The 24,023-nt window shown below is 43.6% G+C and carries 21 protein-coding genes; all 21 read right to left on the minus strand.

Annotation, left to right across the window (positions count from 1 at the left end):
* Positions 1–124 precede the first annotated feature (124 nt).
* The 21 genes from argH to NST94_RS27590 all read right to left on the minus strand — a co-directional run bounded on the left by argH (position 125) and on the right by NST94_RS27590 (position 23,715).
* Positions 125–1,540 carry an argininosuccinate lyase gene (gene argH / locus NST94_RS27490; protein WP_076301427.1) on the minus strand — a complete coding sequence of 472 codons (1,416 nt, stop codon included), beginning with the start codon at positions 1,538–1,540 and terminating at the stop codon, positions 125–127.
* A gap of 94 nt (positions 1,541–1,634) precedes the next feature.
* On the minus strand, positions 1,635–2,870 hold the full coding sequence (locus NST94_RS27495) for an argininosuccinate synthase (RefSeq protein ID WP_076123861.1): 1,236 nt from the start codon (positions 2,868–2,870) through the stop codon (positions 1,635–1,637).
* Positions 2,871–3,162: 292 nt separating this feature from the next.
* Positions 3,163–4,131, minus strand: a complete 969-nt coding sequence (gene argF, locus NST94_RS27500; RefSeq protein ID WP_076301428.1) for an ornithine carbamoyltransferase — start codon at positions 4,129–4,131, stop codon at positions 3,163–3,165.
* Positions 4,128–5,414: an aspartate aminotransferase family protein gene (locus NST94_RS27505; RefSeq protein WP_076301429.1), complete on the minus strand. Its 1,287-nt coding sequence runs from the start codon at positions 5,412–5,414 to the stop codon at positions 4,128–4,130. Before NST94_RS27505 ends, argF begins: the two co-directional genes overlap by 4 nt.
* A gap of 69 nt (positions 5,415–5,483) precedes the next feature.
* On the minus strand, positions 5,484–6,314 hold the full coding sequence (gene argB / locus NST94_RS27510) for an acetylglutamate kinase (RefSeq protein WP_076301430.1): 831 nt from the start codon (positions 6,312–6,314) through the stop codon (positions 5,484–5,486).
* Positions 6,315–6,355: 41 nt separating this feature from the next.
* The gene (argJ, locus tag NST94_RS27515) at positions 6,356–7,588 is read right to left on the minus strand and encodes a bifunctional ornithine acetyltransferase/N-acetylglutamate synthase (protein WP_036678517.1); all 1,233 of its coding nucleotides are present in this window, start codon (positions 7,586–7,588) and stop codon (positions 6,356–6,358) included.
* Positions 7,589–7,608: 20 nt separating this feature from the next.
* The gene (argC, locus tag NST94_RS27520) at positions 7,609–8,658 is read right to left on the minus strand and encodes an N-acetyl-gamma-glutamyl-phosphate reductase (RefSeq protein WP_217696596.1); all 1,050 of its coding nucleotides are present in this window, start codon (positions 8,656–8,658) and stop codon (positions 7,609–7,611) included.
* A 183-nt stretch (positions 8,659–8,841) separates the two neighbouring features.
* Positions 8,842–9,726, minus strand: coding sequence for a YitT family protein (locus NST94_RS27525; RefSeq protein WP_076305772.1), 885 nt, complete (start codon positions 9,724–9,726; stop codon positions 8,842–8,844).
* Between the two features lie 102 nt (positions 9,727–9,828).
* A protein-coding gene (prfB, locus tag NST94_RS27530; protein ID WP_139329815.1) for a peptide chain release factor 2 occupies positions 9,829–10,942 on the minus strand; the annotation gives its coding sequence in 2 pieces (ribosomal slippage) (positions 9,829–10,869 and positions 10,871–10,942; 1,113 coding nt in all).
* Between the two features lie 365 nt (positions 10,943–11,307).
* Complete coding sequence (gene secA / locus NST94_RS27535) at positions 11,308–13,815, minus strand: preprotein translocase subunit SecA (RefSeq protein ID WP_036678509.1); 2,508 nt, start codon at positions 13,813–13,815, stop codon at positions 11,308–11,310.
* Positions 13,816–14,084: 269 nt separating this feature from the next.
* Entirely contained in the window at positions 14,085–14,633 is a 549-nt protein-coding gene (raiA, locus tag NST94_RS27540) for a ribosome-associated translation inhibitor RaiA (RefSeq protein ID WP_036678506.1), read from the minus strand.
* A gap of 229 nt (positions 14,634–14,862) precedes the next feature.
* The gene (locus NST94_RS27545; protein ID WP_339281482.1) at positions 14,863–16,299 is read right to left on the minus strand and encodes an S-layer homology domain-containing protein; all 1,437 of its coding nucleotides are present in this window, start codon (positions 16,297–16,299) and stop codon (positions 14,863–14,865) included.
* Between the two features lie 317 nt (positions 16,300–16,616).
* Positions 16,617–16,814, minus strand: a complete 198-nt coding sequence (locus NST94_RS27550; protein ID WP_019915069.1) for a cold shock domain-containing protein — start codon at positions 16,812–16,814, stop codon at positions 16,617–16,619.
* 236 nt (positions 16,815–17,050) lie between these two features.
* Positions 17,051–17,386 (minus strand): hypothetical protein, encoded by a 336-nt coding sequence (locus NST94_RS27555; protein ID WP_339281483.1) that lies wholly within the window; start codon positions 17,384–17,386, stop codon positions 17,051–17,053.
* Entirely contained in the window at positions 17,379–17,777 is a 399-nt protein-coding gene (fliS, locus tag NST94_RS27560) for a flagellar export chaperone FliS (protein ID WP_339281484.1), read from the minus strand. The genes NST94_RS27555 and fliS overlap by 8 nt, the downstream gene beginning before the upstream one ends.
* Before the next feature lie 19 nt (positions 17,778–17,796).
* On the minus strand, positions 17,797–19,296 hold the full coding sequence (fliD, locus tag NST94_RS27565) for a flagellar filament capping protein FliD (protein ID WP_076301434.1): 1,500 nt from the start codon (positions 19,294–19,296) through the stop codon (positions 17,797–17,799).
* 18 nt (positions 19,297–19,314) lie between these two features.
* A complete protein-coding gene (locus NST94_RS27570; protein ID WP_076301435.1) occupies positions 19,315–19,701 on the minus strand; it encodes a flagellar protein FlaG in 387 nt (128 codons plus the stop codon).
* 215 nt (positions 19,702–19,916) lie between these two features.
* Entirely contained in the window at positions 19,917–21,149 is a 1,233-nt protein-coding gene (fliB, locus tag NST94_RS27575; RefSeq protein ID WP_076305774.1) for a flagellin lysine-N-methylase, read from the minus strand.
* Between the two features lie 132 nt (positions 21,150–21,281).
* Positions 21,282–22,109: a flagellin gene (locus tag NST94_RS27580; RefSeq protein WP_339281485.1), complete on the minus strand. Its 828-nt coding sequence runs from the start codon at positions 22,107–22,109 to the stop codon at positions 21,282–21,284.
* Positions 22,110–22,447: 338 nt separating this feature from the next.
* Complete coding sequence (locus tag NST94_RS27585; RefSeq protein ID WP_076301438.1) at positions 22,448–23,281, minus strand: flagellin; 834 nt, start codon at positions 23,279–23,281, stop codon at positions 22,448–22,450.
* Positions 23,282–23,442: 161 nt separating this feature from the next.
* Positions 23,443–23,715 (minus strand): cell wall biosynthesis glycosyltransferase, encoded by a 273-nt coding sequence (locus tag NST94_RS27590; RefSeq protein ID WP_179089364.1) that lies wholly within the window; start codon positions 23,713–23,715, stop codon positions 23,443–23,445.
* Between the last annotated feature and the right edge of the window lie 308 nt (positions 23,716–24,023).

A 24,023-nucleotide genomic window follows, 5' to 3' on the forward strand; every position in this document is an offset into this window, starting at 1 on the left:
CCTATCCCTAGCCTAAGGATAACCGTAAAGATCACTGCTAATCCAGTCATAGTTCATTTAGATAATAAAAAAATCCCGCCTGCCACCTATAAAGGTCTGAGGCGAGATTTGATATTGATACGGTTTACAATATAGCGTCTCCGTGTTGTACAACCCATTCATTAGCTTCGTGCAATGCCAGCTCTGCCCGTTCAATTGCAGCCTTCACCTGAACGGTGGCTGTGCCGCCATAAACGTTACGAGCGTTAACTACAGCTTCCGGTTGAAGAACAGCATAGATATTCTCGTCGAAGAGCGGTGAGAATTGCTTGAACTCTTCCAGCGTCAAATCCAACAGGAACTTGCCTTCATTGATACAGTAGAGTACCGTTTTCCCGATTACTTCATGCGCTTGGCGGAAAGGAAGCCCCTTGCCTACCAAGAAGTCGGCGATATCCGTTGCATTCGAGAAATCCGTGTTCACAGCTTCACGCATACGACCTTTGTTCACCTTCATAGTGGAGATCATCGGCGCGAACAATTGCAGTGCACCAGTCAGCGTAGTAACCGTATCGAACATGCCTTCTTTGTCTTCCTGCATATCCTTGTTGTAAGCCAGTGGCAATGATTTCAGCACCGTCAGCAAGCCAATCAGGTTGCCGTAAACGCGGCCTGTTTTGCCCCGTACCAGTTCTGGTACGTCAGGGTTCTTCTTCTGCGGCATAATGCTGCTGCCTGTGCAGAAAGCATCATCCAGTTCTACAAAGCTGAACTCCGTGCTGCTCCACAGCACCAGTTCCTCACTGAGTCTGGATAGATGTGTCATGATAAGGGAAGCATTCGCCAAGAACTCCACGATGAAATCGCGGTCGCTGACAGCATCCAGACTGTTCTCATACACACTGTCAAAACCCAGTTGTTCCGCTACAAAGTGACGGTCAATCGGGAAGGTCGTTCCCGCAAGGGCTCCTGCTCCGAGTGGCAGCACGTTGATCCGTTTGTAGCTGTCCGTCAGACGTTCTGCATCGCGGCGGAACATCGATACGTAAGCCAGCAAGTGATGAGCAAACAGGATCGGCTGTGCCCGTTGCAAATGCGTATAACCAGGGATGATAGTCTCCACATTGTCTTTTGCTTGTTCGATCAAAGCTTCCTGCAGCTCATGCAGCAAACTAACCAGCTCAACTACACGTCCACGTAAATAAAGGTGCATGTCCGTCGCCACTTGATCGTTACGACTACGTCCTGTGTGCAGCTTACCACCAACTGGACCGATTTCCTCGATCAGATGTTTTTCAATATTCATATGGATGTCTTCATCCGATACTGAGAAAACAACCTCTCCAGCATTGACCTTGTCCAGCACTTTGTTCAGACCTTGTTTGATTGTTTCCACGTCTTCTTGTGGAAGGATTCCGCATTTGCCCAGCATCGTGACATGTGCCAGACTGCCTTGCACATCCTCTTTGGCCAAAGCCTTATCAAAGCCAATGGAAGCCGTATATTTCTCCACCAGCTTGTTTGTTCCTTTAGTAAACCGTCCGCCCCAAAGCTTGCTCACCTGTAGTTTCCTCCTCTTGGACGCCAGAGGGCCGCTCCTATCCTGACGGGAGGAACGGCCTTCGGGGTTGCCCGTTTAAGTTTATGTTATCGTACTATTTAGAAGCTCCATTTACACCTGTAGAAACTTTAAGGCGCAATGCGTTCAAGTGGATAAAACCAGTGGCATCCCCTTGATCATAAGCTTGTGTAGGATCAGCTTCCATCGTTGCAATCTCAGGATTGTACAGGCTGACTGGGCTCTTCACTCCAGCGCCAATGATGTTGCCTTTGTACAGTTTAAGACGAACAGTACCCGTTACATTTTGTTGGCTCTGTGTTACAAGAGCTTGCAGTGCGATACGCTCTGGAGCGAACCAGAAACCGTTATACACCAAAGTGCTGTAACGAGTGATCAGGCTGTCACGCAGGTTCATCACTTCACGGTCCATCGTGATGGATTCCATTTTGCGATGAGCGACGAACAGGATTGTTCCACCTGGAGTCTCATACACGCCGCGGCTCTTCATGCCGACAAAGCGGTTCTCAACCATATCCACACGCCCGATACCGTGTTTACCACCTAGCTCATTCAGTGTCTCCATAACTTGAAGTGGGGATAAGGATTCACCATTCAGGGCTACACAGTCTCCCTTAACGAATTCGAGCTCCAAATATTCCGCTTCATCCGGAGCATCCTCAGGAGCGTTGCTCAGCAGGAACATTCCTTTGTTCTCTGGTGCACTTGGATCGAACCAAGGATCTTCCAGTACGCCGCTCTCATAGCTGATGTGCAGCAGGTTACGGTCCATCGAATACGGCTTCGCCGCAGAGGCTTGTACCGGAATATCATTAGCTTCCGCATAAGCGATCATTTCCGCACGACCTGGGAATTGATTGCGGAACTCTTCCAGACGCCAAGGTGCAATCACCTTAATGTTCGGAGCCAATGCAGCTACACCAAGCTCGAAACGGACTTGGTCGTTCCCTTTTCCTGTCGCGCCGTGCGCGATAGCCGTTGCGCCTTCAGCGATGGCGATATCTACCATGCGCTTGGCGATCAATGGACGAGCAATACTAGTTCCGAGCAAGTATTGGCCTTCATAAAGGGCGCCAGATTGGAACATTGGATAGATGAAATCGCTAGCGAACTCATCGCGCAGGTCGTCGATGTATACTTTCGATGCGCCGGTAGCGAGTGCTTTTTCCTCCAAACCGTCGAGCTCTTCCTTTTGGCCGATATCGGCTGTGAAGGCGATGATCTCCGCGTCATAAGTCTCTTTAAGCCATTTCAAAATAACGGATGTATCCAATCCGCCGGAATAGGCGAGTACAATTTTTTCTTTAGCCATGGTGTGGCAACTTCCTTTCGTGTGGGCTATATAAATTAAAATAAACGTGCCTTTGCCAGCACTCTGACGATAAATCGCAATTACACTGAATATTTGGACTTCCGGTCGCTGTTATCATCAGATTTCTTTTAATTCAAACCGCATTGTGCGGATAAAATCTGATGATAAAGGCGAACGCTACGCTCCTACAGTTCCAAAAATTCCGCTCCATTACTCCATCGTCCAAAGTCTAACTTCGCCCAACATTAATTCAATTTATATAGTGATTTATATTTTATATTTTTTAAATTCCTTAACTCATCAACGCAGCCATTAAAGCTTTTTGCGCATGCAGGCGGTTCTCAGCCTGATCAAAGATCACCGAGTTAGGGCCGTCAATCACGCCTGTGCTGACTTCTTCCTCACGGTGGGCTGGCAGGCAGTGCAGGAAGAGATAATCGCTCTTAGCGCCTTTTACAAGCTCCTCATTAACCTGATAGTCCTTGAATGCCGCTTCACGTGCCTTTTGCTCCTCCTCGAAGCCCATACTCGCCCATACGTCTGTATAGATGACGTCAGCGTCTTGTACAGCTTCTTGCGGGCTGCGAGTGACCACAATCTTCGCTCCGGTTTCTTTAGCGATCTCACGAGCTTCTGCGACAACCGCTGCATCTGGCTCATAACCTTCCGGTCCGGCGATAGATACGTCCACGCCCAGCTTACCTCCGCCAATCATTAAGGAATGCGCCATATTGTTGCCATCGCCGATGTAAGCCAGCTTCAGGCCCTTGAGCTTTCCTTTGTGCTCAAAAATCGTTTGATAATCGGCCAGCACTTGGCAAGGATGTGCCAGGTCACTAAGACCGTTGATTACGGGAATAGAAGCATAACGAGCGAGATCTTCAACCTTGTCATGACCGAAGGTACGGATCATAATTCCATCGAGATAACGCGACATTACTTGCGCTGTATCTCCAACAGTTTCTCCGCGTCCAAGCTGGATATCATTTTTGCTCAAGAAAAGGGCATGCCCTCCCAGCTGATACATTCCAACTTCAAACGACACACGTGTACGTGTAGAGGATTTTTCAAAAATAAGTCCAATCGTCTTTCCCTTCAGCGGCTGAAATTCTTCGCCATTTTTCTGCTTCTTCTTCAGCTCAATCGCCGAATCAATCAGATACGTAATTTCCTCCGGGCTGTAGTCGTTCAGCTCCAGTAAATCACGGCCTTTCAGTTGCTGCGCAATGTTGTGCTTGTTACTCTGTACGCCCTGACTCATGAGCTTACCTCCCCGTTTGCTTGTTTAGCATAAGTATGAATGAGTTCGCATAGGATGTCCACCGCTTGGTCGATCTCCTCTTTGCTTACATATAGATTAGGCAGCAGACGAAGGACATTAGGACCGGCTGTCACGAACAACAGGCCTTTCTTTTGTCCAGCCAGTACAATATCGCCCACTGGGGATTGACATTCAATCCCGATCAACAGCCCTTTACCACGGATATCCTTCACAAAAGAACAGTCCGCCAGCTTCTCTTTCAAAAGACCTGTCAGGTACTTACCCATATCTTCGGCGCGCTGTGGAAGCTCATCTTCCAGCATCGTCTCAATCGTCGCTGCCATAACAGCTGTTGCTAGCGGTGTTCCCCCGAAGGTGGACGCATGGCTGCCCGCTGAGAAGGCTTCACGCAAATACCCTTTGCCAAGCATTAAACCTGCCGGGAACCCGCTAGCTATCCCCTTAGCCAAGGTGAAAATATCCGGTTCAATTCCATAATGCTGATGAGCGAACAGCTTGCCTGTACGTCCCATACCTGTCTGTACTTCATCTACAATCAGAAGCAATCCGTGGTTCTTACACAAGGCCACTACAGCGTTCAAGAACTCAGGTTCTACCTCAAGCACGCCACCCTCTGCAAGTACCATCTCCAGCATGATAGCAGCTGTATGATCTCCGATAGCAGCTTCTAACGCTGGGAGATCATGCAAGGGTACGGTCTTGAAACCTGCTGGAAGTGGCAGGAACCCTTCTTTCACCTTTTGCTGGCCTGTAGCTGTTAGTGTGGCCAGTGTACGTCCATGGAAGGATTGTTCGAATGTGATAACCTCATAACGGTCGACACCCTTAATCTTCTGATGGTAACGGCGGGCCAGCTTAATAGCAGCCTCATTCGCTTCTGCCCCGCTATTGCAGAAAAAGACTTGATCAGCGCAGCTATTCTCTGTCAGAAGGTTGGCAACTTTATCTTGTCCCGGAATATGGAACAGATTCGAGACATGCCAGAGCGTATCAATCTGATCCTTCAGCTTAGCGCCGACTTTTTCAGGAGCATGACCTAGACTGGTCACAGCCAATCCACTGGTGAAATCCAGATACTTATTGCCTTTATCATCCCATACCCAGGTACCCTTGCCTTTAACTAAGCTGAGATCATATCTGGCGTAAGAAGGGAACACTGCACTCAGCTTGCCTGCTGCAACATCCGGTGTACCTGATCCTACTGTATCGGTCTGCTGTGCCCCTGCTTGCGAACCCAACTCCGCTTGTGTAAGCTTGCTCATTCTAAGTCACTCTCCCATCGGCTGCTCCTGTGAACAGGCTGCGCCTCTAATTTGTATTCATCTATAATTCTACGAACGAATAATACGTGTACCTATCGCTTCACCTTGCAGTACTCGACTAAGCACCCGCGGTTCTTTTCCATCCACAATGATAACCTCTGATACGCTGCCCTGAATGCAATCGATAGCTGCCCGCACTTTGGGGATCATGCCACCGTAGATTTCCCCACTTTCGATCAAGGCTTCGATTTCCTGTACAGTAACGGAGGGAAGCACAATCTTTTCACCTTCCACTGTACTCATGATGCCTGGCACATCTGTGACGACGATCATTTTGGGAGACTCCACATAGGAAGCAACTGCCCCTGCTGCCGTATCTGCGTTAATATTGTAGCGCTGACCTGCTGCATCTACTCCGATAGGTGCAATGACAGGAATATAACCCATCCCAACAATACCAGTTATGATCTCAGCCTTAACTTCCGTTACTTCTCCTACCAAACCTACTTCGGCGCTGTTCACCACTGGTTTAGCAATAATCATATTGCCATCGATGCCCGAAAGCCCCAGAGCTAGACCGCCGCTCCCTTGAATTCGCCGGACAATCGCCTTGTTTATACTCCCTGCCAGCGTCATCTCTACAACATCTAGTACTTCCTCGGTGGTTACTCGCAGGCCATTCACAAAGCTGCTTTCAATGCCCAGTTTCGCTAGATTCTCGGAAATGGCTGGCCCTCCACCATGAACAATTACTGGCTGAATGCCCTCCTCCTGCAAATCTCGCAAATCCTCAAAAAAAGAATCAGGTAGAGCCGCAAGCGTACTGCCGCCGCATTTCATTACAAACAATCCACTACCATCTAAAGCATCTATAAATTCAAGCTCGCTATTTAGCGTCATATGATCGGTATCCTTCCCTTATGGGCTTAACACGCCATAAATTAAGTGCGATATGCGGCGTTAATACGCACATAATCGTAAGTTAGGTCACAGCCCCAAGCCGTTGCTTTCCCGCTTCCATCATGCAGATCTACAGTGATCAGCACAGTTTCACTTTTTTGCAAATAGGCCAAAGCCTTTTCCTCGTCAAAAGCGACTGGCTTCGAGTGCAAAAGCACCTCAATATCCCCTAACGAAATGTTCACATGCTCCGGCGATACCGGAACACCCGCGCGTCCAACCGCAGCAATAATCCGTCCCCAGTTCGCATCCGCTCCAAAAATAGCAGATTTCACTAGACTAGAACCAACCACTGTTTTGGCAATCGCTGCCGCCGCCTCATCATGAACAGCACCATTCACTTGAACCTCAATCAGGTGAGTTGCACCTTCGCCATCACGAGCAATCGCTTTGGCAAGCGTCTGGCACACATACGTGAATCCAGCAGCAAAAGCGTCCCAATCCGGATGCAGTCGTGTCAGCTTCTCATTACCGGCAAGCCCACTCGCCATCGACACTAACATATCATTGGTACTAGTATCTCCATCGACTGTAATCATATTAAAAGTAACATTCGTAGCTGAACGCAGAAGACTAAGTAAATCCTCCGCTGCAATATCAGCATCCGTGGTCATAAAGCCAAGCATGGTAGCCATGTTAGGATGGATCATCCCTGAGCCCTTTGCAGCTCCGGCAATTGTAACTTCTACACCGCCAACGAGCACCTTCACGGCGATCTCTTTTTTAACTAAATCAGTGGTAAGTATAGCTTGGCAGAATTCCTCCGCGCCAATAGCTCCTCCATCCAGCTTCTCTGGTATTGCAGTAATTCCGCTACGTACGCAGTCCATCTTCAACAGTTCACCGATAACTCCAGTCGAAGCAACTGCCACATCATTAACGGCCACACCTAAATGCTGAGCCGCAGCAGCGCGCATCTCATAAGCATCTGCTTCACCTTGTTCGCCTGTGCAGGCATTGGCATTCCCGCTGTTCACGATAACCGCCTGCAATACTCCGTTCGAAAGGCTTTCCCGAGTCACTTTAAGCGGAGCCGCTTGAAAAACATTCGTCGTATACACGGCCGCAGCCGTTGCCGGAACTTCACACAGAATCACTCCGAGATCGTTGCGATCTGTTTTTTTCAATCCACAATGCAATCCTCCGGACTTAAAACCCTTAGGTGAAGTGATGCTTCCACCCTCCAAGGTGGTAAATAACTCAATCTCGCTCATATTATTTGTACCGCTGATCCTTATGGATACACAGGTGTGTAGCCGAGGCCAAGGGTTTCCTCCCATCCCATCATCAAATTAAGGTTCTGTATTGCCTGCCCTGCCGCACCTTTTACAACATTATCAATGACGGAGACTATGGTCACCCGCCCTGTACGAGCATCTGTTGCAAATCCGATATCACAATAATTAGAGCCGCTAACTTCTTTTGTCGCCGGAATCACACCTACATCACGCACCCGCACATATGGCCGGCCCGCATAATATTCACGGTACAAATTCACAAAATCCTGCTCCGTATAATTGTCCGTCATCCCTGCATACATCGTACTCATAATTCCCCGGCTCATCGGCACGAGATGTGTGGTGAACGTTACCGTTACCTTTTCTCCAGCAACCTCTGTGAGTGTCTGCTCAATTTCTGGTATATGTTGATGCTTATTGATTTTATAAGCTTTAAAGTTCTCATTAATCTCTGCATAATGTACCATCAGGCTTGTTCCGCGTCCTGCTCCAGTAACTCCTGATTTCGCATCAATAATAATACTGTCGTGCTTAATCCAACCTGCCTGAATTGCAGGAATTAGTCCAAGAAGTGTAGCTGTAGGATAACAGCCTGGATTAGATATAAAATCAACCCCTGCCGCACGCTCTCCAAACACCTCGCAAAGTCCGTATACAGCCTGCTCTAGATATTCATCAGCCGGAGCGGGATGTTTATACCAGTGCTCATACTCTGCACCATCCTTCAATCGGAAATCACCGGACAGATCCACGACCTTAAGTCCAGCTTCCAGCAGCTGCGGCACCAGCTTTGCGCTCACACCCGACGGCGTCGCCGTAAATACCACATCCGCCCGCTCAGCCATTTGAGCCGGGTCAACGCCATCCAGCCTTCGATCAATGATGCCCGTCAAATGCGGAAAACCTTCCTCTATAGCATCCCCTGCGCTTGATGAGGAAATTACCGAAGTAATCTCTACCTTAGGATGACTTTGTAGCAGCCGAATCAGCTCTACGCCCCCATAACCCGTTGATCCAACAATCGCCGCTCTCAGCTTGCCTTCCACTGTCATCCCCACTTCCTGCTTATCCTGAATTATAATAAATAATATAATGCATACCGTCTTAGAAATATGTATTATTATACGACTCAATTAATATAAATACAACACATAGTGTTAACTTTCTTTATTCTTAAATATAATTCTATTTACAAAAAAAGAGAAGCGTAGCTTCTCCTTTCGGAGAAATTACACTTCTCTTTTAAAGCCTTCACCCAGCACCTCATGCGCCTCAGTTATAATCACAAAAGCACTAGTATCTACCGATTGAACAATCGCTTTTAATCTGGAAACCTCATTCTGACCTACTACAACCATTAGCACCGTACGCTCATCACCAGTATAACCGCCATGTGCATCCAGCTTCGTCAGACCCCGATCCAGATCATTCAAAATCGCCTCAGATATTTCTTCCGTCTTGTCCGAGATTATGTAAGCCACCTTTGTATAACGGAAGCCTACCTCTATCGCATTAATCGCCTTACCTGTAACAAACAGACCGATCAGTGCATACAGTGCTTGTTCCATACCGAGTATAAAAGCAGCCAGCACAATGACCGTCCCGTCCAGCAGCACTACAGAAATCGAGAAGCTGAGACCGGATATCTTTTGAATAATCTGCGCCAAAATAGTAAGTCCACCTGTCGAGCCCCGTCCGCGGAACACAAGACCTAACCCCACCCCCACACAGATACCGCCATAAATGGAGGCTAAGAGTGGATTGGTGGTAGGTGCAGGCAAATCTTTTGTCAACAAGATAAAGAGCGGCAACACAAAGCTCCCAAGGAGCGAGCGAACTCCGTATTGTTTACCCAAGAAGATTACCCCGAGTACAAACAACGGAATATTAAGCGCCCATTGCGTAAATGCCGGTTCAGCTCCAAACCAAGCTTCAGCCAATACCGACAGACCGGATACACCACCAGAAGCAATATGACTAGGCAGAAAAAAAAGATTAAACCCCAGCGCTGTAACTAGCGATCCGAGCAAAATTAACATCGTATCCACCACATGTCGGAGTGGCCCATTCAGAGGAATCAGTGGGGGTTTATTACGTGAATTGACTTTTTGCATTTCAAAGGCTCTCCTTAAAGTGTCATCTTGCTCTACGAAAGAAGAAACGGCCATCCCATCCTAATCCATGAATGGTATCCGTTTCCCCCGAAACTCTCTCTTTTATTCTGCCTCAATCTTGATCTGGCTACGCAAGTAACCATCAATGAATACATCAATATCTCCGTCCATCACAGAACCCACATTCCCCGTTTCCACGGAAGTACGGTGATCCTTAACCATGTTATACGGATGGAATACATAGGAACGAATCTGACTGCCCCAAGCAATATCGGATTGCTCGCCGCGAATCTCATCCAAATGCTGTTGCTGTTCTTGCAGTTTACGCTCATACAACTTGGAACGCAGCATCTTCATTGCTTGCTCGCGGTTTTTGATCTGTGAACGTTCGTTCTGACAGGTTACCACCACACCCGTAGGTAAGTGGGTAATCCGCACCGCAGAGTCTGTGGTATTAATATGCTGTCCACCCGCGCCGCTCGCCCGATACGTATCGATCTTCAAATCCTCAGTACGAATTTCAACTTCTACATCATCGGCAATTTCCGGAACGACATCACAGGATACAAAAGAGGTATGCCGTCTGCCCGAAGAGTCAAACGGAGAAATCCGTACTAGCCGATGTACACCTTTTTCAGCTTTCAGATATCCGTAGGCGTTGAAGCCTTTAATAAGTAGTGTAACACTCTTAATTCCCGCTTCATCACCTGGTAAGTAGTCCAGCACCTCAACCTTGAATCCACGTTTTTCAGCCCAACGGGTATACATCCGCAGTAGCATCTGGCCCCAGTCTTGGGATTCCGTACCGCCCGCACCCGGATGGAGCTCAAGAATAGCATTCAGCTTGTCATACGGCTGGTTAAGTAGCAATTGCAGCTCGAATTCATCCACTTTGCTGCCTAAACTGCTGATCGTCTCCCCAATCTCTGCCGCAAGATCTTCATCGCCCTCTTCATCCGCAAGCTCTGCCATCATCGCAGCATCGTCGTATTCTTGTTGCAGCTTCTCGTATTGATCCACGGACGATTTCACGGCATTCATCTCGCCGATCACGCTCTGTGCCTGCTCTGGATTATCCCAGAAGCCTGGAGCAGCCATTTTTTCTTCAAAGTTCGAGATCATCTCTTGCTTAAGATCTAAGTCAAAGAGACCCCCTAAGGTCAGTTAGTTTCTTGCCTATTTCACGCAGATCCTGCTTTACATTAGCTTCAATCATATGGTCACTTCACCTTTCAAAATAGGTTGTTACGGTCTTCGCTATTGGAAAGTTAGTAATGAGTGAATGTTCAGCCATTCCGAGAAGGATTGGACTTCCGATCGCTGTTGTTTCCAGATTCCTTGAATTGATAACCGCATAGCGGTTGGAATCCCGAAATAAAGGCGAACACTCCGTTTCTCCAGTTCCAAACCTTCTCTCCATTCCACATTCACTCAAGTGCTAAATATCCAAAAAAGCGACTGGGCCGTAAACGGGGGATACCCCCGGGCCCAGCCGCTCTTTATGGTTAGTATACCCATAGAGATCAGGGCTAAAGACTTACATCTTCAACACCTGAATATGAGCGCTACTAAACGTTTGTCTTATGCGTTTTGACCGTGGCAGTTCTTGTACTTCTTGCCGCTTCCGCAAGGGCAAAGATCATTACGACCAGCTGCCGCCTCAACATGTACCGGACGTTTCTCAGCAGGTTCGCTGTTAGTGGAAATTTTATTTTCCTCTACAACGGATTGACGCTCCTGATTTGTCTCGATGTGAGCCTTCATAATATAAGTAGCTACTTCTTCTTGAATCGTAGCCGTCATAGTATTAAACATTTCGAAACCTTCGAATTGATACTCGCGAAGTGGATCTGTACCACCGTAAGCACGTAGGTGAATCCCTTGACGCAATTGATCCATCGCATCGATATGATCCATCCACTTGCTGTCCACGGAGCGCAGCACAATTACCTTCTCGAATTCACGTACCAATTCTGAACCCAGGCGTTCTTCACGAGCAGCATATTTCTCAAGTACACGTTCAAAGATGTACTCAATGATCTCTTCTGCTTCCTTGCCCCACAGAATATCGCGAGTCAAAGCACCTTCTTCAAGCAGCTTGCTGTTTACGTAATCAGCAACTTCTTGCAGCTCCCAGTTCTCAGGAATATCGTCACTGCAGTGTGCGTGAACAATACGTTCAATAACTGGCTTGATCATTTCAAGTACGATATCTTTAATATTTTCAGACTCCAGAATCTCACGGCGTTGTTTATAAATAATTTCACGCTGTTGATTCATCACGTCATCATATTGCAATACGACTTTACGAATATCAAAGTTATTACCTTCAACACGTTTCTGAGCAGATTCCACAGCACGCGTAATCATGCGGCTCTCAATGGGCTGATCTTCCTCAAACCCAAGGCGATCCATCATACTCAAAACGTTGTCAGCGCCGAAACGCTTCATCAATTCATCACCAAGGGACAAGTAGAATTGTGTAGAACCCGGGTCTCCTTGACGACCCGCACGACCACGCAGCTGGTTATCAATCCGGCGCGATTCATGACGCTCTGTACCAATGATATGCAGACCACCAAGATCTGTCACACCTTCGCCCAGAACGATGTCCGTACCACGACCTGCCATGTTGGTAGCAATCGTAACTGTACCAGGCTGACCTGCATGTGTAATGATTTCAGCTTCCGCAGCGTGATGCTTCGCGTTAAGCACTTGGTGTCTAACGCCTTTGCGCTTCAGCATTTCAGATACGAGCTCTGAATTCTCAATCGACACTGTACCCACAAGTACAGGTTGGTTCTTTTTGTGACGTTCTACAATTTCTGCCACTACAGCGTTGAACTTACCGTTCTCACTCTTGTAGACGACATCCGGCATATCTATGCGCTGATTTGGTTTATTCGTAGGGACTTGAAGAACTTCAAGACCATAAATCTTCTTGAACTCTTCTTCCTCAGTTTTAGCTGTACCTGTCATACCGCCCAATTTGCGATACATACGGAAATAGTTCTGGAAAGTAATCGTAGCAAGCGTCATGCTCTCATTCTGTACTTCGATTTCTTCCTTCGCTTCAATCGCTTGGTGCAAACCGTCACTATAACGACGGCCTGACATTAAACGTCCCGTAAATTCATCAACAATAACGACCTCACCCTCGTTAACAACGTAATCTACGTCACGACGCATAATTACGTTTGCTTTCAGGGCTTGGACGATATGGTGATTCAAGGTTACATGACTGTGATCATACAAGTTCTCAATACCAAAAGCACGTTCAGCAGTAGCTACACCTTTTTCAGTCAAGGCTACAGACTTCACTTTGATATCAACTGTGTAGTCTTCTTCAGCTTTAAGCTTTTTCACAAAGCGGTCTGCTGCAAAGTACAATTCAGTAGACTTCTCAGCTTGTCCGGAAATGATAAGAGGTGTACGTGCTTCATCAATAAGAATGGAGTCCACTTCATCAATAATACAGAAATAAAGAGGGCGCTGAACCATTTGTTCTTTATAAAGCACCATGTTGTCACGCAAATAATCGAAACCAAATTCGTTGTTCGTGCCATACGTAATATCGCAGGCGTAAGCATCTTGTTTATCAGCATGGTCCATACCGCTTAGGTTAACCCCAACCGTCATGCCCAGGAAGTTATAGATTTGTGCCATTTGTGCGCTGTCGCGCTGAGCCAAATAGTCATTGACCGTTACTACGTGTACGCCTTTACCAAGCAAAGCATTTAAGTACACTGGCAATGTTCCTACTAGAGTCTTACCTTCACCAGTCTTCATCTCGGAGATTCGGCCTTCATGCAGGGCCATACCACCAATTAACTGTACATCAAAATGCCGCATGCCAAGCGTCCGTTTGGAAGCTTCACGTACGGTTGCAAACGCCTCAGGAAGAATTTCTTCCAAGGTTTCGCCTTTCTCAATACGGGCGCGGAACTCTTCCGTCTTAGCTTTTAAAGCTTCATCGGATAGTGCTACAAATTCCGGCTCCAATCCATTAATTACATCGACTGTCTTCATGAGACGTTTAACGTCACGATCGTTTGTGTCTCCGAATATTTTCTTTACAAGTCCTAGCATGGTTAACCCCTTTCATGCAACACAGATGGTGGAACCGAGCCCATCCTCACAAAATTGAAAGGGCCATTTATAAATTCGATTCCGCTGCTTCATAAATTGTAACAGTTTGTAAGAGATGCCGCAATACAAGGTGTAACAGCCACATTTTTCATATATACGCACAAGAGCCCTATTCGCTATAAGCGAATAGGGGCTCGGTTTAAATTTCCTAGGTTCTGACTAACTCTCGAGGCCCTTTATACTTAGAGCATAACTGGCATCATTGTATCTTAGCCCTGTTCAATCAGTCCATATTTACCATCATCACGTTTGTAAACTACGCTAACTTCCGAGGTGTCGATATTGGAAAACACAAAGAAATTATGTCCAACCATGTTCATTTGCAGAATCGCTTCTTCCACATCCATCGGCTTCATCGTAAAGCGTTTGTTCCTAACCACTTCTAAATCATCATAATCTTGTTCTTCTACAGCAACAGCGGCACTAGCTCCATCCACAAACAGCGTTTTGAGTCCCTCTTGACGGAACTTACGGTTCAGCTTCGTTTTGTGTTTGCGAATTTGGCGTTCCAGCTTGTCCACAACGGCGTCTATGGAAGCATACATGTCATCGCTGCGATCTTCCGCACGAAGCGTCACGCCAGCAAGCGGAATGGTTACTTCCACCGTATGAAGGCCGCGAACTACGCCAAGCGTCACAGACCCTTCAGAGGTAGGGGGTGCTTCGAAATACTTCTCAAGTTTGCTGAGCTTCTTATCAACATACTCTCTCAAAGCGTCGGTCACGTCAATTTGTTGACCTCGAATGGTGAATTGCATGGCCACTCCTCCTTTAGTTACACCTTCATTATACCAAATTGTAAGCGCTAAGTAAAAAGCAATTCCTTACAGCCCTTACATTTAGATAACAAATGTTGTCATAGCGTTCACAAATAAAACAAGTCCGGTAAGAGCAACCAATCGCCCTACCGGACCAAAAGTAAACCTGTCGTTATTATAGTACGGATTCCACTCTTATATTCTCCGAATGAAATCACATAAGGTCAGGCTATTTGGTATGAATTTGAATGATTTCTACAGGAGACCATTGAGAACCCGATCCTGCAATAACATATACCTTATAGGCAGTATTTGCTGCTAAACCAGTTAAAGTCTGTGTATGCTTTACACCAGGAGCAAACGTAAGCGTGTTAGTCCATGGAGCAGCCAATGCAGTACCGCTACCATTTTGACCTAAAGCAATCTGCGCTGCAGTAGGTGCCTTATCATTTGCTGGCAATACTACATATCTAACTGGGGTTGTAGTGCCACCTGTCACACCATATTTAACATATACATCTGCTGTAACTGTACTAACTTGTCCCGGCTCAAAAAGCGAAATCGAGCTAGCAGTAGCTTGAGCAGTAGTCAACCGAACTGTCGTTACAGTAGACAAGTTACCAGCTGCATCCGCCAGCGTGATATATGTTGCATATTCTGTACCAGGATTCAATCCGTAAACAGAGAATGTAACCGTTGTTTTAGCTACAGTCGCAACACTACCATGGATACCACTTGCAGTCCCGTTACTAATTTGTCCTTTTTCCACCTGCAATGCAGTTGGAGCAGTTACATCAGCATTATAAGGAGCTACAACATAGTATACTGCACCAGTTACGGAAGGTGTCAGGTATACATCCGCTGTGACCGAACCAACATTACCGTAGGTTGCCCCACTTACTGTTGGCGCTGTGCTACTTTCGCCGCCACTGTTACCACCACCAGAACCTCCGCCAGTACTGCCACCTGGAGCAGCAGTTGGGGTTGGTGTAGCTGTTGGTGTCGGAGTAGCTGTTGGAGTTGGTGTAGGTGTTACACCACCACCTGTGCCACTACCAGGATAATAGATAGCTGAAGTATTGATAATACCTACAGCCTCGGCACGTGTTAACGATCTCTTAGGACCAAAGGTTCCATCTGGATAACCGTTAACAATCTTCTTTTCCACTGCGGCTGCTACAGCACCTTTTGCCCATGCTGCAATTTGTGCATTGTCTTTAAATTTGTTCGAAGTTGTATTGGTGCTCAATTTAAGTAATTTTGCAGTAATTACAGCGGCCTCTTCTCTTGTAAGCGGATTATTAGGACGGAATGTATTATCCTCGTATCCTCCGATATATCCAGCTTCCACGGCTTTAGCCACTTCACTGTAATTCCAGTTTGTGCTCTTCATGTCTTTGAAAGTTACTGTTGCTTTAGTTGTAAACCCTAACAGGCGATTTACCATAGTCACATACTCACCGCGCGTAATTGCTTTGTTTGGTTTCACCGTTCCATCTGGGTAGCCTCCAAGGTAACCTCTATCTAGCCATTCCTGCAGCTGACCTTGCGCCCAGTGGCCTTGAATATCCTTAGGTACAGTTGCAGCAGATACGCTGCCGAGAGACCCCAATAACATACTAGTACCTAATATTCCGGTCATAAGACCGCGCCACATCTTCTTCATCCTGCTAATCACCCTCCTAATTGTTTTGATAGCTTAGGCTATATTGAATTTCTTCGTGAATGTAGTAACCTAGGCTAACATAGTGTGTGTCGAGGTAAGATAAACAGCTCAACGTATATCTATTACCCACCTTTTGCAGAGTTCTAACATTTTCCATAAAATGAATTTGCAAAATAGGCTATTTTCTTTACTAGGATTGGCTATACTAGACACATATGAACGCACAAAAAAAGGATCTTGGAAGATTCCAAGATCCCTGCTAGCGCTGTCTAAATTGCTAACCATCTACTTATATGTAGTTCGGCTTCGCCGGATGATTATAATTTGATTACGTTAGCTGCTTGTGGTCCACGTGCACCTTCAACGATATCGAATTCTACGGATTGACCTTCATCCAATGTCTTGAAACCATCAGTTTGAATCGCGGAAAAGTGTACGAATACGTCGCCACCGTCTGCAGTCTCGATAAAACCATAACCTTTTTCTGCGTTAAACCATTTTACTTTACCTTCCATTGATTAAACATTCCCTTCGTCATCAGATGAACGTGAGTCTTGCTCACAATTCGACTATACCACCGTAACTTCTTTATTGTCAATTGGAAAAGAAAATGTTTACATTCAATAATTTACCACGTAAAATAAACTATTAAATTTTCCATAAACAAGAAATAGATTCGGTACAATGATCAAAAAAAAGGAGCAGACGGTATTTAATACCCGTCTACTCCTATAGTGAAACACTGATAAAACTATTTTTTGCGATCCATAAGAAAACTGTCTGGGGTGTAGGCGGCCTCATAGGCGTTGCGTTGGGTTTTGGCCTGATTCCGCTTCTGCAGCCAGTCTTGAGCTTCGAAGCGAAGAGCATTCATTCTATCTAAGATCATATTATCATGTTCCAAAATTAGATTAATTTCTTGCTTTTGTGCAGGCGTTGCTCGACAAATTTTGGCTTCTTCTGCAATTGAATCGACAAGTTTCTGGCGCTCGTCCACAAAAGCCTCCAACTCCTCATAGGTGGTCTCTTGAAGACGCTCTTCGATCTCCCGGGTGAGTTGATCCAAACTCCGGATTAATTCATCCATGAGCACTATCAGCCTGTCCCTGACCCACAGCGATCTTCGATGCTTGTAGCCAAGTTTCCCGAAGCTCGGTTAGATAACCAAGAGCCTCTTCAGCTTTATCTGGAGTTTTATGAATGTTTGCTTCAACCAATAAGTGATTTATATATTCATATAGGGAAAACAGATTTTTAGAAATCTCATAATTAAAATTCAATGCACAAGTCAACTCACTCATAATGGTTTGAGCTTTACCAAAATTTAGATTTGTTTTCTCGAAGTCACGCTTGGATAAAGCCTCCATTGCCAATCTAACAAAACGTATAACTCCATCATAGCTCATGATAAGCAATTGTGCAGGAGTTGATGTCTGAACGGAAGATTGGCGATATTTTTCATAAGGAGAAGTCATCATAAATTCTCACCTCAGTTGATTATTGTGCTATGAAATTAGTTAAACTTGTTGACTGTGCATTATATTTATTCATAGCAGTTTCCATCGCAGAAAACTGTTTATAATAGCTTGTCTCCATTTTGGTTAAACGGGTAGTTAGTTCAGTAACGCGCTTTGTCAATTCCTTTAACTGTTTACCCATAATACTTTCTTCTTTGTATGTGGTATTTGCATCAGTAGAGTATTTAGATGTACCGGCTTTGTTGGCAAGTGTACTAAGAACGCCATCAAGGCTATTATACATTTGAACAAATATTCCTTTTGGTGCAGATTTGTCTGTTGAATTGGTTTGAAATAAATCCATAACACCCTGTGGATTATCTTCTATCGCCTTCTTCAGCTTTTCCGCATCTTTAATGTAAAGCTTGCCACCCTCAAAATACTGCCCAGTATCTATACCAATGGAAGAAAGATTGATTCCACCTATACCATTTAATCCACTAAAAATAGATTCTCTCATTACACTAGCCGCTGAAGATAGTATACTATCATTTTTCAGCAGCCCGCTCATTGCCTTTTTTTGCCAATTTTCTATATCATCATCATTCATACTCTTTTTCTGATCATCAGTCAACGGCTGAAAGTCCCGATACCTAGCTTCACTTTTCTTTGTATTCAGCATTCCTAAAAGATCGTTAAAATCATTAACGAAGGATGTAATCGTTTCTAGCATCTTAGTAGAATCAACAATCGTTGAGATTTTGGAGGCTTTTCCGTCTTCTGTCTTACTAAGAAGGTTTATAGATACTCCATTCAATATAAATTTATTACTAGTAAATTCTTTATCTGTACCATTTACTGATATTTGCGCAGTTTGCGCACCTTCAGTTGTGCTACCCCCGAACAGATTCAATAAGCCGTTCTCTCCAACCCCTGGGCTTGTTACAGATATTGAATCTTCAAACTTTTTCGAGGTTAGAATCAATTTACCTTTGACCTGATCAAAGGTTGCTGTAACTTTAGCTTCAGCGTTAGCGTTTATTGTGCTAACTACTTGCGATACGTTGGTGCTTTCATCAAATGAAAAGGTTTGACCATTTACGATCATTTTATAAACATTTTTGCCTTCAGCATCGGGAGTTGCAGTAAATCCGCTTGCAGTAGCAACTTCTTTTAAAGTACTTTTAGAAGTGATGTTGCTCAATGTAGAATTAGTTGTTATTTGTTCATTGGATGCCAGCCTATTCACAATAATATCCATAGGAATCTGATTAGCTTCCGCATTAGCTACAGCAGTCAAAGCTGATGTATTACCAGTTACTGTTGACTTCATTCCGTTCATAGCAGATGACATTTTTAAATTTGAAAGCTTATTTCTAAAATCAACGACCTTAGAATTAATATCCCTATAGCTATCTCTCGTCCATTGAATAACTTGTTTCTGTTGATTCAATTTATCTAAAGGTGCACGCTTTGCCGTCATTAATTCTTTAACAATGGAGTCAATATCCATTCCAGATGCTAAACCACTAACCCTCATTTCAATATCCTCCTCATTCTATACTCTCTCGTCTATTATAATACCAGCAATTTCCATCATTTTAGCTACAAGATCTAAGGTTTTTTCTGGTGGGATTTCCCTGATTAATTCTCCAGTCTCCTTATTAAGTACTTTGACCATTATGGCATGAGTCTTATTATGGATACTAACTTCTAAGGTAGTACTCGGGCCTTGAAGGGCTTTTACAGCTCTTTCAATACTCCGCACAAGTTGTTCCTCACCTACAGTAATTTGAGCCCCTTCCTTTTCCAGTTTACTTAGCTCCTGACCATTAGCAGGTGATTGAATGAGAGCATCCACCACCTTATCCTTCGTCAAAGAAGTCCTCTCAGAATAATTCGAAGCTTGCCCTGCACTTGCTGACAAAGACAACTGTACATTCATATTGAACCCTCCGGAAACAATTTACTATATATATCGGCGTACAGTAGCCGAAGTTTTAGGAAACCATTAATAATCAGAAAAAAAAGAATTTTTTTACGCTTATTAATGGTTATAAAATAAAGAAGCTCTGGTTTTACCAGAGCCTTGATTCATAGTACTTATAGCAACCTCGTTCATAACATGAATTTTGGATCTTTAAACATGGCTTTTACCACTTAGTTTTTAATTAATATTGACATATACGTTAAGTTCATAAATTTATTATCTTTAATTAATTTCATTATTTTATTAAGAAACTGCTTATTATGCTCAAACGTCTTAGATATAGATTGTATTAATTTAATTACCATTTCAGAGGTTAATCCTTCATTATGGTTTGCCATGCCTACTAAATGAAGCTTAATCAATGAATAGTGTACGATTAATTGTGCATAACTTTGAAAAGGAGATTTTGAATCCAAAGGCATACAATTTTTAAAAACATAGTTCACTAGATAATTTTCAAGCATGTACTCATGTTCCTTCATAAAGGGTAAATAATACTCACTTATAGCATTATCGTAAATATCCCCCAGTGCACTATCTGTAAGGTTCTCTTCAATCTTCAAGCCAGTCATCATATCCCTCGAACACTCCAAATACCTTGAGGAACTGATACCTTGCGACAATCGCAACAATACAAGCTCTCTACACAATCTAAGTTGAATATCTAAGCGTTTCGGAATATTATCAAATGCCCCATTAAACAAATCAGTGTCTATACATTCCAAATACTTTCCTAAGATGTCAGGAATATCGTTTATATTATTACTAACTACACACTCTTCTAGCTCATTATAAAGTAAACCTAAGATTAGCAATCTTTCTTCTAATGTATATTTTCTTTCTTGCAATATTAGTATACTAATATATCTATATTCATTAAACAGATCTCTCCAGCTTGTTATTTCCTCACTATTACTTTGAATAGTTGCACTCGTAAGATCTCTACTCGGCAAATCTTCTTGACCCTGCTCAAAGCTAATTCCATTCTTATTTAGCAGAATTAATCTAGCAGCTTCCGGACAAGAAACTGTTAAGGAACGTTCGATTACTCCATTCACATTATTTATTCTTCTTGGATAAACAGTACATGTATCGCATAAATAATCTTCTCCTAACTTCAATTGAATGTTACACCAACCTTCATCACTTAAAAAAGAACACTTCGAATGCTCCATCTTCATTTTGGCGACATTCCCCTTAGTAGGGTTAGAGCGATTTCGAATTATATTTCTATTCAAACTATCTTTCATCTCATATTGTTTTACTTTTTTGTATTTTTTATAGGTTTCTTCATCAATATCTACTCTCCATCCTGAACAGCAGGTATCTTCACAAGCAGCTCCAATACAAGAAAATTGTTTCATATATTCAGGAATAAGCGTATTAATAGATTTATCGGACATGATGTTTTCTCCTTTGATGTAGTGTGATTTTTCCAAAGTGGAAAGCTGAAAACTCCTTTTCCACTTTGGAAAAATTAACTGCATTATATAGAAAAAGGAATGGTCGTAACCATTCCTTTCCTTATTAAAATATTAACGAAGCAATTGAAGTACGCCTTGAGGTTGTTGGTTAGCTTGCGCCAACATAGCTTGAGCTGCCTGAGCAAGAATGCTATTTTTCGTTTGGTTCATCATTTCTTTAGCCATATCTACGTCACGCACGCGAGATTCAGCAGCTGTCAAGTTTTCTGCAGCATTATCTACGTTTGCAATGGAATGTTCCAAACGGTTTTGCAATGCACCAAGCTTAGAACGTCCTGTTGAAATCAAGCCGATGTTCGTATCCAGTATTTGGATTGCAGCTTCTGCATTAGCCTGAGTACTAATATCTCCAGCTGCGACAGCTGTATGAATTGCATCTAACTTTACAGCATTCAAATCGATTGCAATTTTTTGATCTTTATTAGCTCCAACATGGATCTGTACTACACCAGCAGTACCTGCAGATCCATCCAATAATTTTTGGGTATTGAACTCGGTATCTGTATTAATACGTTTGATTTCAGTAGCCAAAGCGTCGTACTCATCTTTCAAAGATGTACGGTCAGCTGCAACGTTTGTATCATTGGCAGATTGTACAGCCAACTCACGCATACGTTGAGTAATTGAATGCACCTCGTTTAATGAACCCTCTGCTGTTTGAATCAAAGAAATACCATCTTGTGCATTACGGGAGGATTGCTCCAAACCGCGAATCTGTCCACGCATTTTCTCGGAGATTGAGAGCCCCGCTGCATCGTCTCCTGCACGGTTAATGCGAAGACCCGAAGACAATTTCTCGATCGATTTGTTAGTGTTAGTAGTATTTGTGCTTAATTGACGGTGTGTGTTCAAAGCCGCAATATTGTGATTAATAATCATTTTAATATTCCTCCCTGAATTTTGATGATTTCCACATCCATGTGGATTAAATATAAATAGATTCCTTATGAAAGGTCGGCCGCCCTATCATATTGGCTCTATTATATATATCGAAATTCCCATTCGATTTATGAATAGTATATTTCCATTTATTTTTATTTCTAAATACTCTTTTTTATAATTAACAGCCAATCACTTGTTGCAGTACAAAATTTGGACTTTATTCGTTCACAATCATTAAACTTTATAAAATGATAGAGTTAATCACATAAACAAAGAGCACCATGAGACAAAAAGAAAGAGATCATAGAAGCCTATGATCTCTTTCTTTTGATTAATTAACGAAGAAGTTGAAGCACACCTTGAGGTTGTTGATTCGCTTGAGCCAGCATAGCCTGAGCAGCTTGAGCAAGGATGCTATTTTTCGTCTGATTCATCATCTCTTTCGCCATATCAACGTCACGAACACGGGACTCAGCTGCAGTCAAGTTCTCAGCAGCATTATCTACGTTTGCAATAGAGTGTTCAAGACGATTTTGTAACGCACCAAGTTTTGAACGTCCTGTCGAGATTTTCGCAATATTATCGTCTAACAATTTAATAGTAGTTTCAGCATCGGTTTGAGTACTTATGTCACCACCTGCAAGATCGCCTGCTATAGTAGTCAAGTCAATACCATCTGTGCTTAAGTCCAATTCAATTTTTTGATCTTTATTAGCGCCTACGTGGATTTGAACTTTACCAGCATTACCCGCTGAACCGTCTAATAATTTTTGAGTATTGAACTCTGTATCTGTATTAATACGAGCAACCTCAGTAGCCAAAGCATCGTACTCGTCTTGTAATGAAGTACGGTCTGCTGCAACGTTTGTATCATTGGCAGATTGCACAGCCAATTCGCGCATACGTTGAGTAATCGAATGAACCTCGTTTAATGAACCCTCTGCCGTTTGAATCAAAGAGATACCATCTTGTGCATTACGTGAGGATTGCTCCAGACCACGAATTTGTCCGCGCATTTTCTCGGAGATTGAGAGCCCTGCTGCGTCGTCTCCTGCACGGTTAATACGAAGACCGGAAGACAATTTTTCGATTGACTTATTAGTGTTCGTTGTGTTCGTGCTCAATTGACGGTGCGTGTTCAAAGCTGCAATATTGTGGTTAATAATCATTCTGTAATTCCTCCCTGAAGTCAGATAATTTCCACATCCATGTGGATTAAGTGTGGAACTCGCCTAATATAAAATGGTGCACCTTTAATATAGGCTCTATTTTATATATCGAACACCTCATACTTTTTATGAATAGTATATTCGGATTTTATATAAACCTTCTACTTTAAGCCTAATTCTTTCATACGTATAATAGCTGGCCTGTAGTTGTAATTCGAGGATAATTCATAGTACTCTTCCGCTTTCTTAAAGTCACCACTGGTTTCATAAAACAAAGCTAAGTTATAAGCAGCAAGATAGCTTCCTGTTCCTAATACACTATCATATTTAGTTGCACCTCTAAATTCCAAACATTTTAAGTAATGATTTTTCAAGCATCGAAAATATTTCATATATTTTTGCATGTCATAAAAAACATGCTTCATATATTCCACAACGAAATGGAAATCAGGAAAAATCAGCTAATCTACTTATTTCGCTTTCATGATTTCAAGACCTTTTTTCAAATTCTTTAAGGCTTATAATCGTATATAGGCATTCAACAACTAATTGAGGCATAATCCATCTCTCCATGTAGTCATGCTATAGCATTACAAAGAGAACTCTTGAGCTTTGGTAAAGTCCTTGAGTAATCTATACCATTACCTAATTGTATATTGCGTTTAGATATATCAGTTTTATAATATCCATCATGTTAAACGTCGATAGGTATGGTTTTCCTTGGAAGATTGGAGACAAATTG

This window comes from Paenibacillus sp. FSL H8-0282 (assembly GCF_037963825.1).
In the GTDB taxonomy this organism is placed as follows: Bacteria; Bacillota; Bacilli; order Paenibacillales; family Paenibacillaceae; genus Paenibacillus_AQ; species Paenibacillus_AQ odorifer.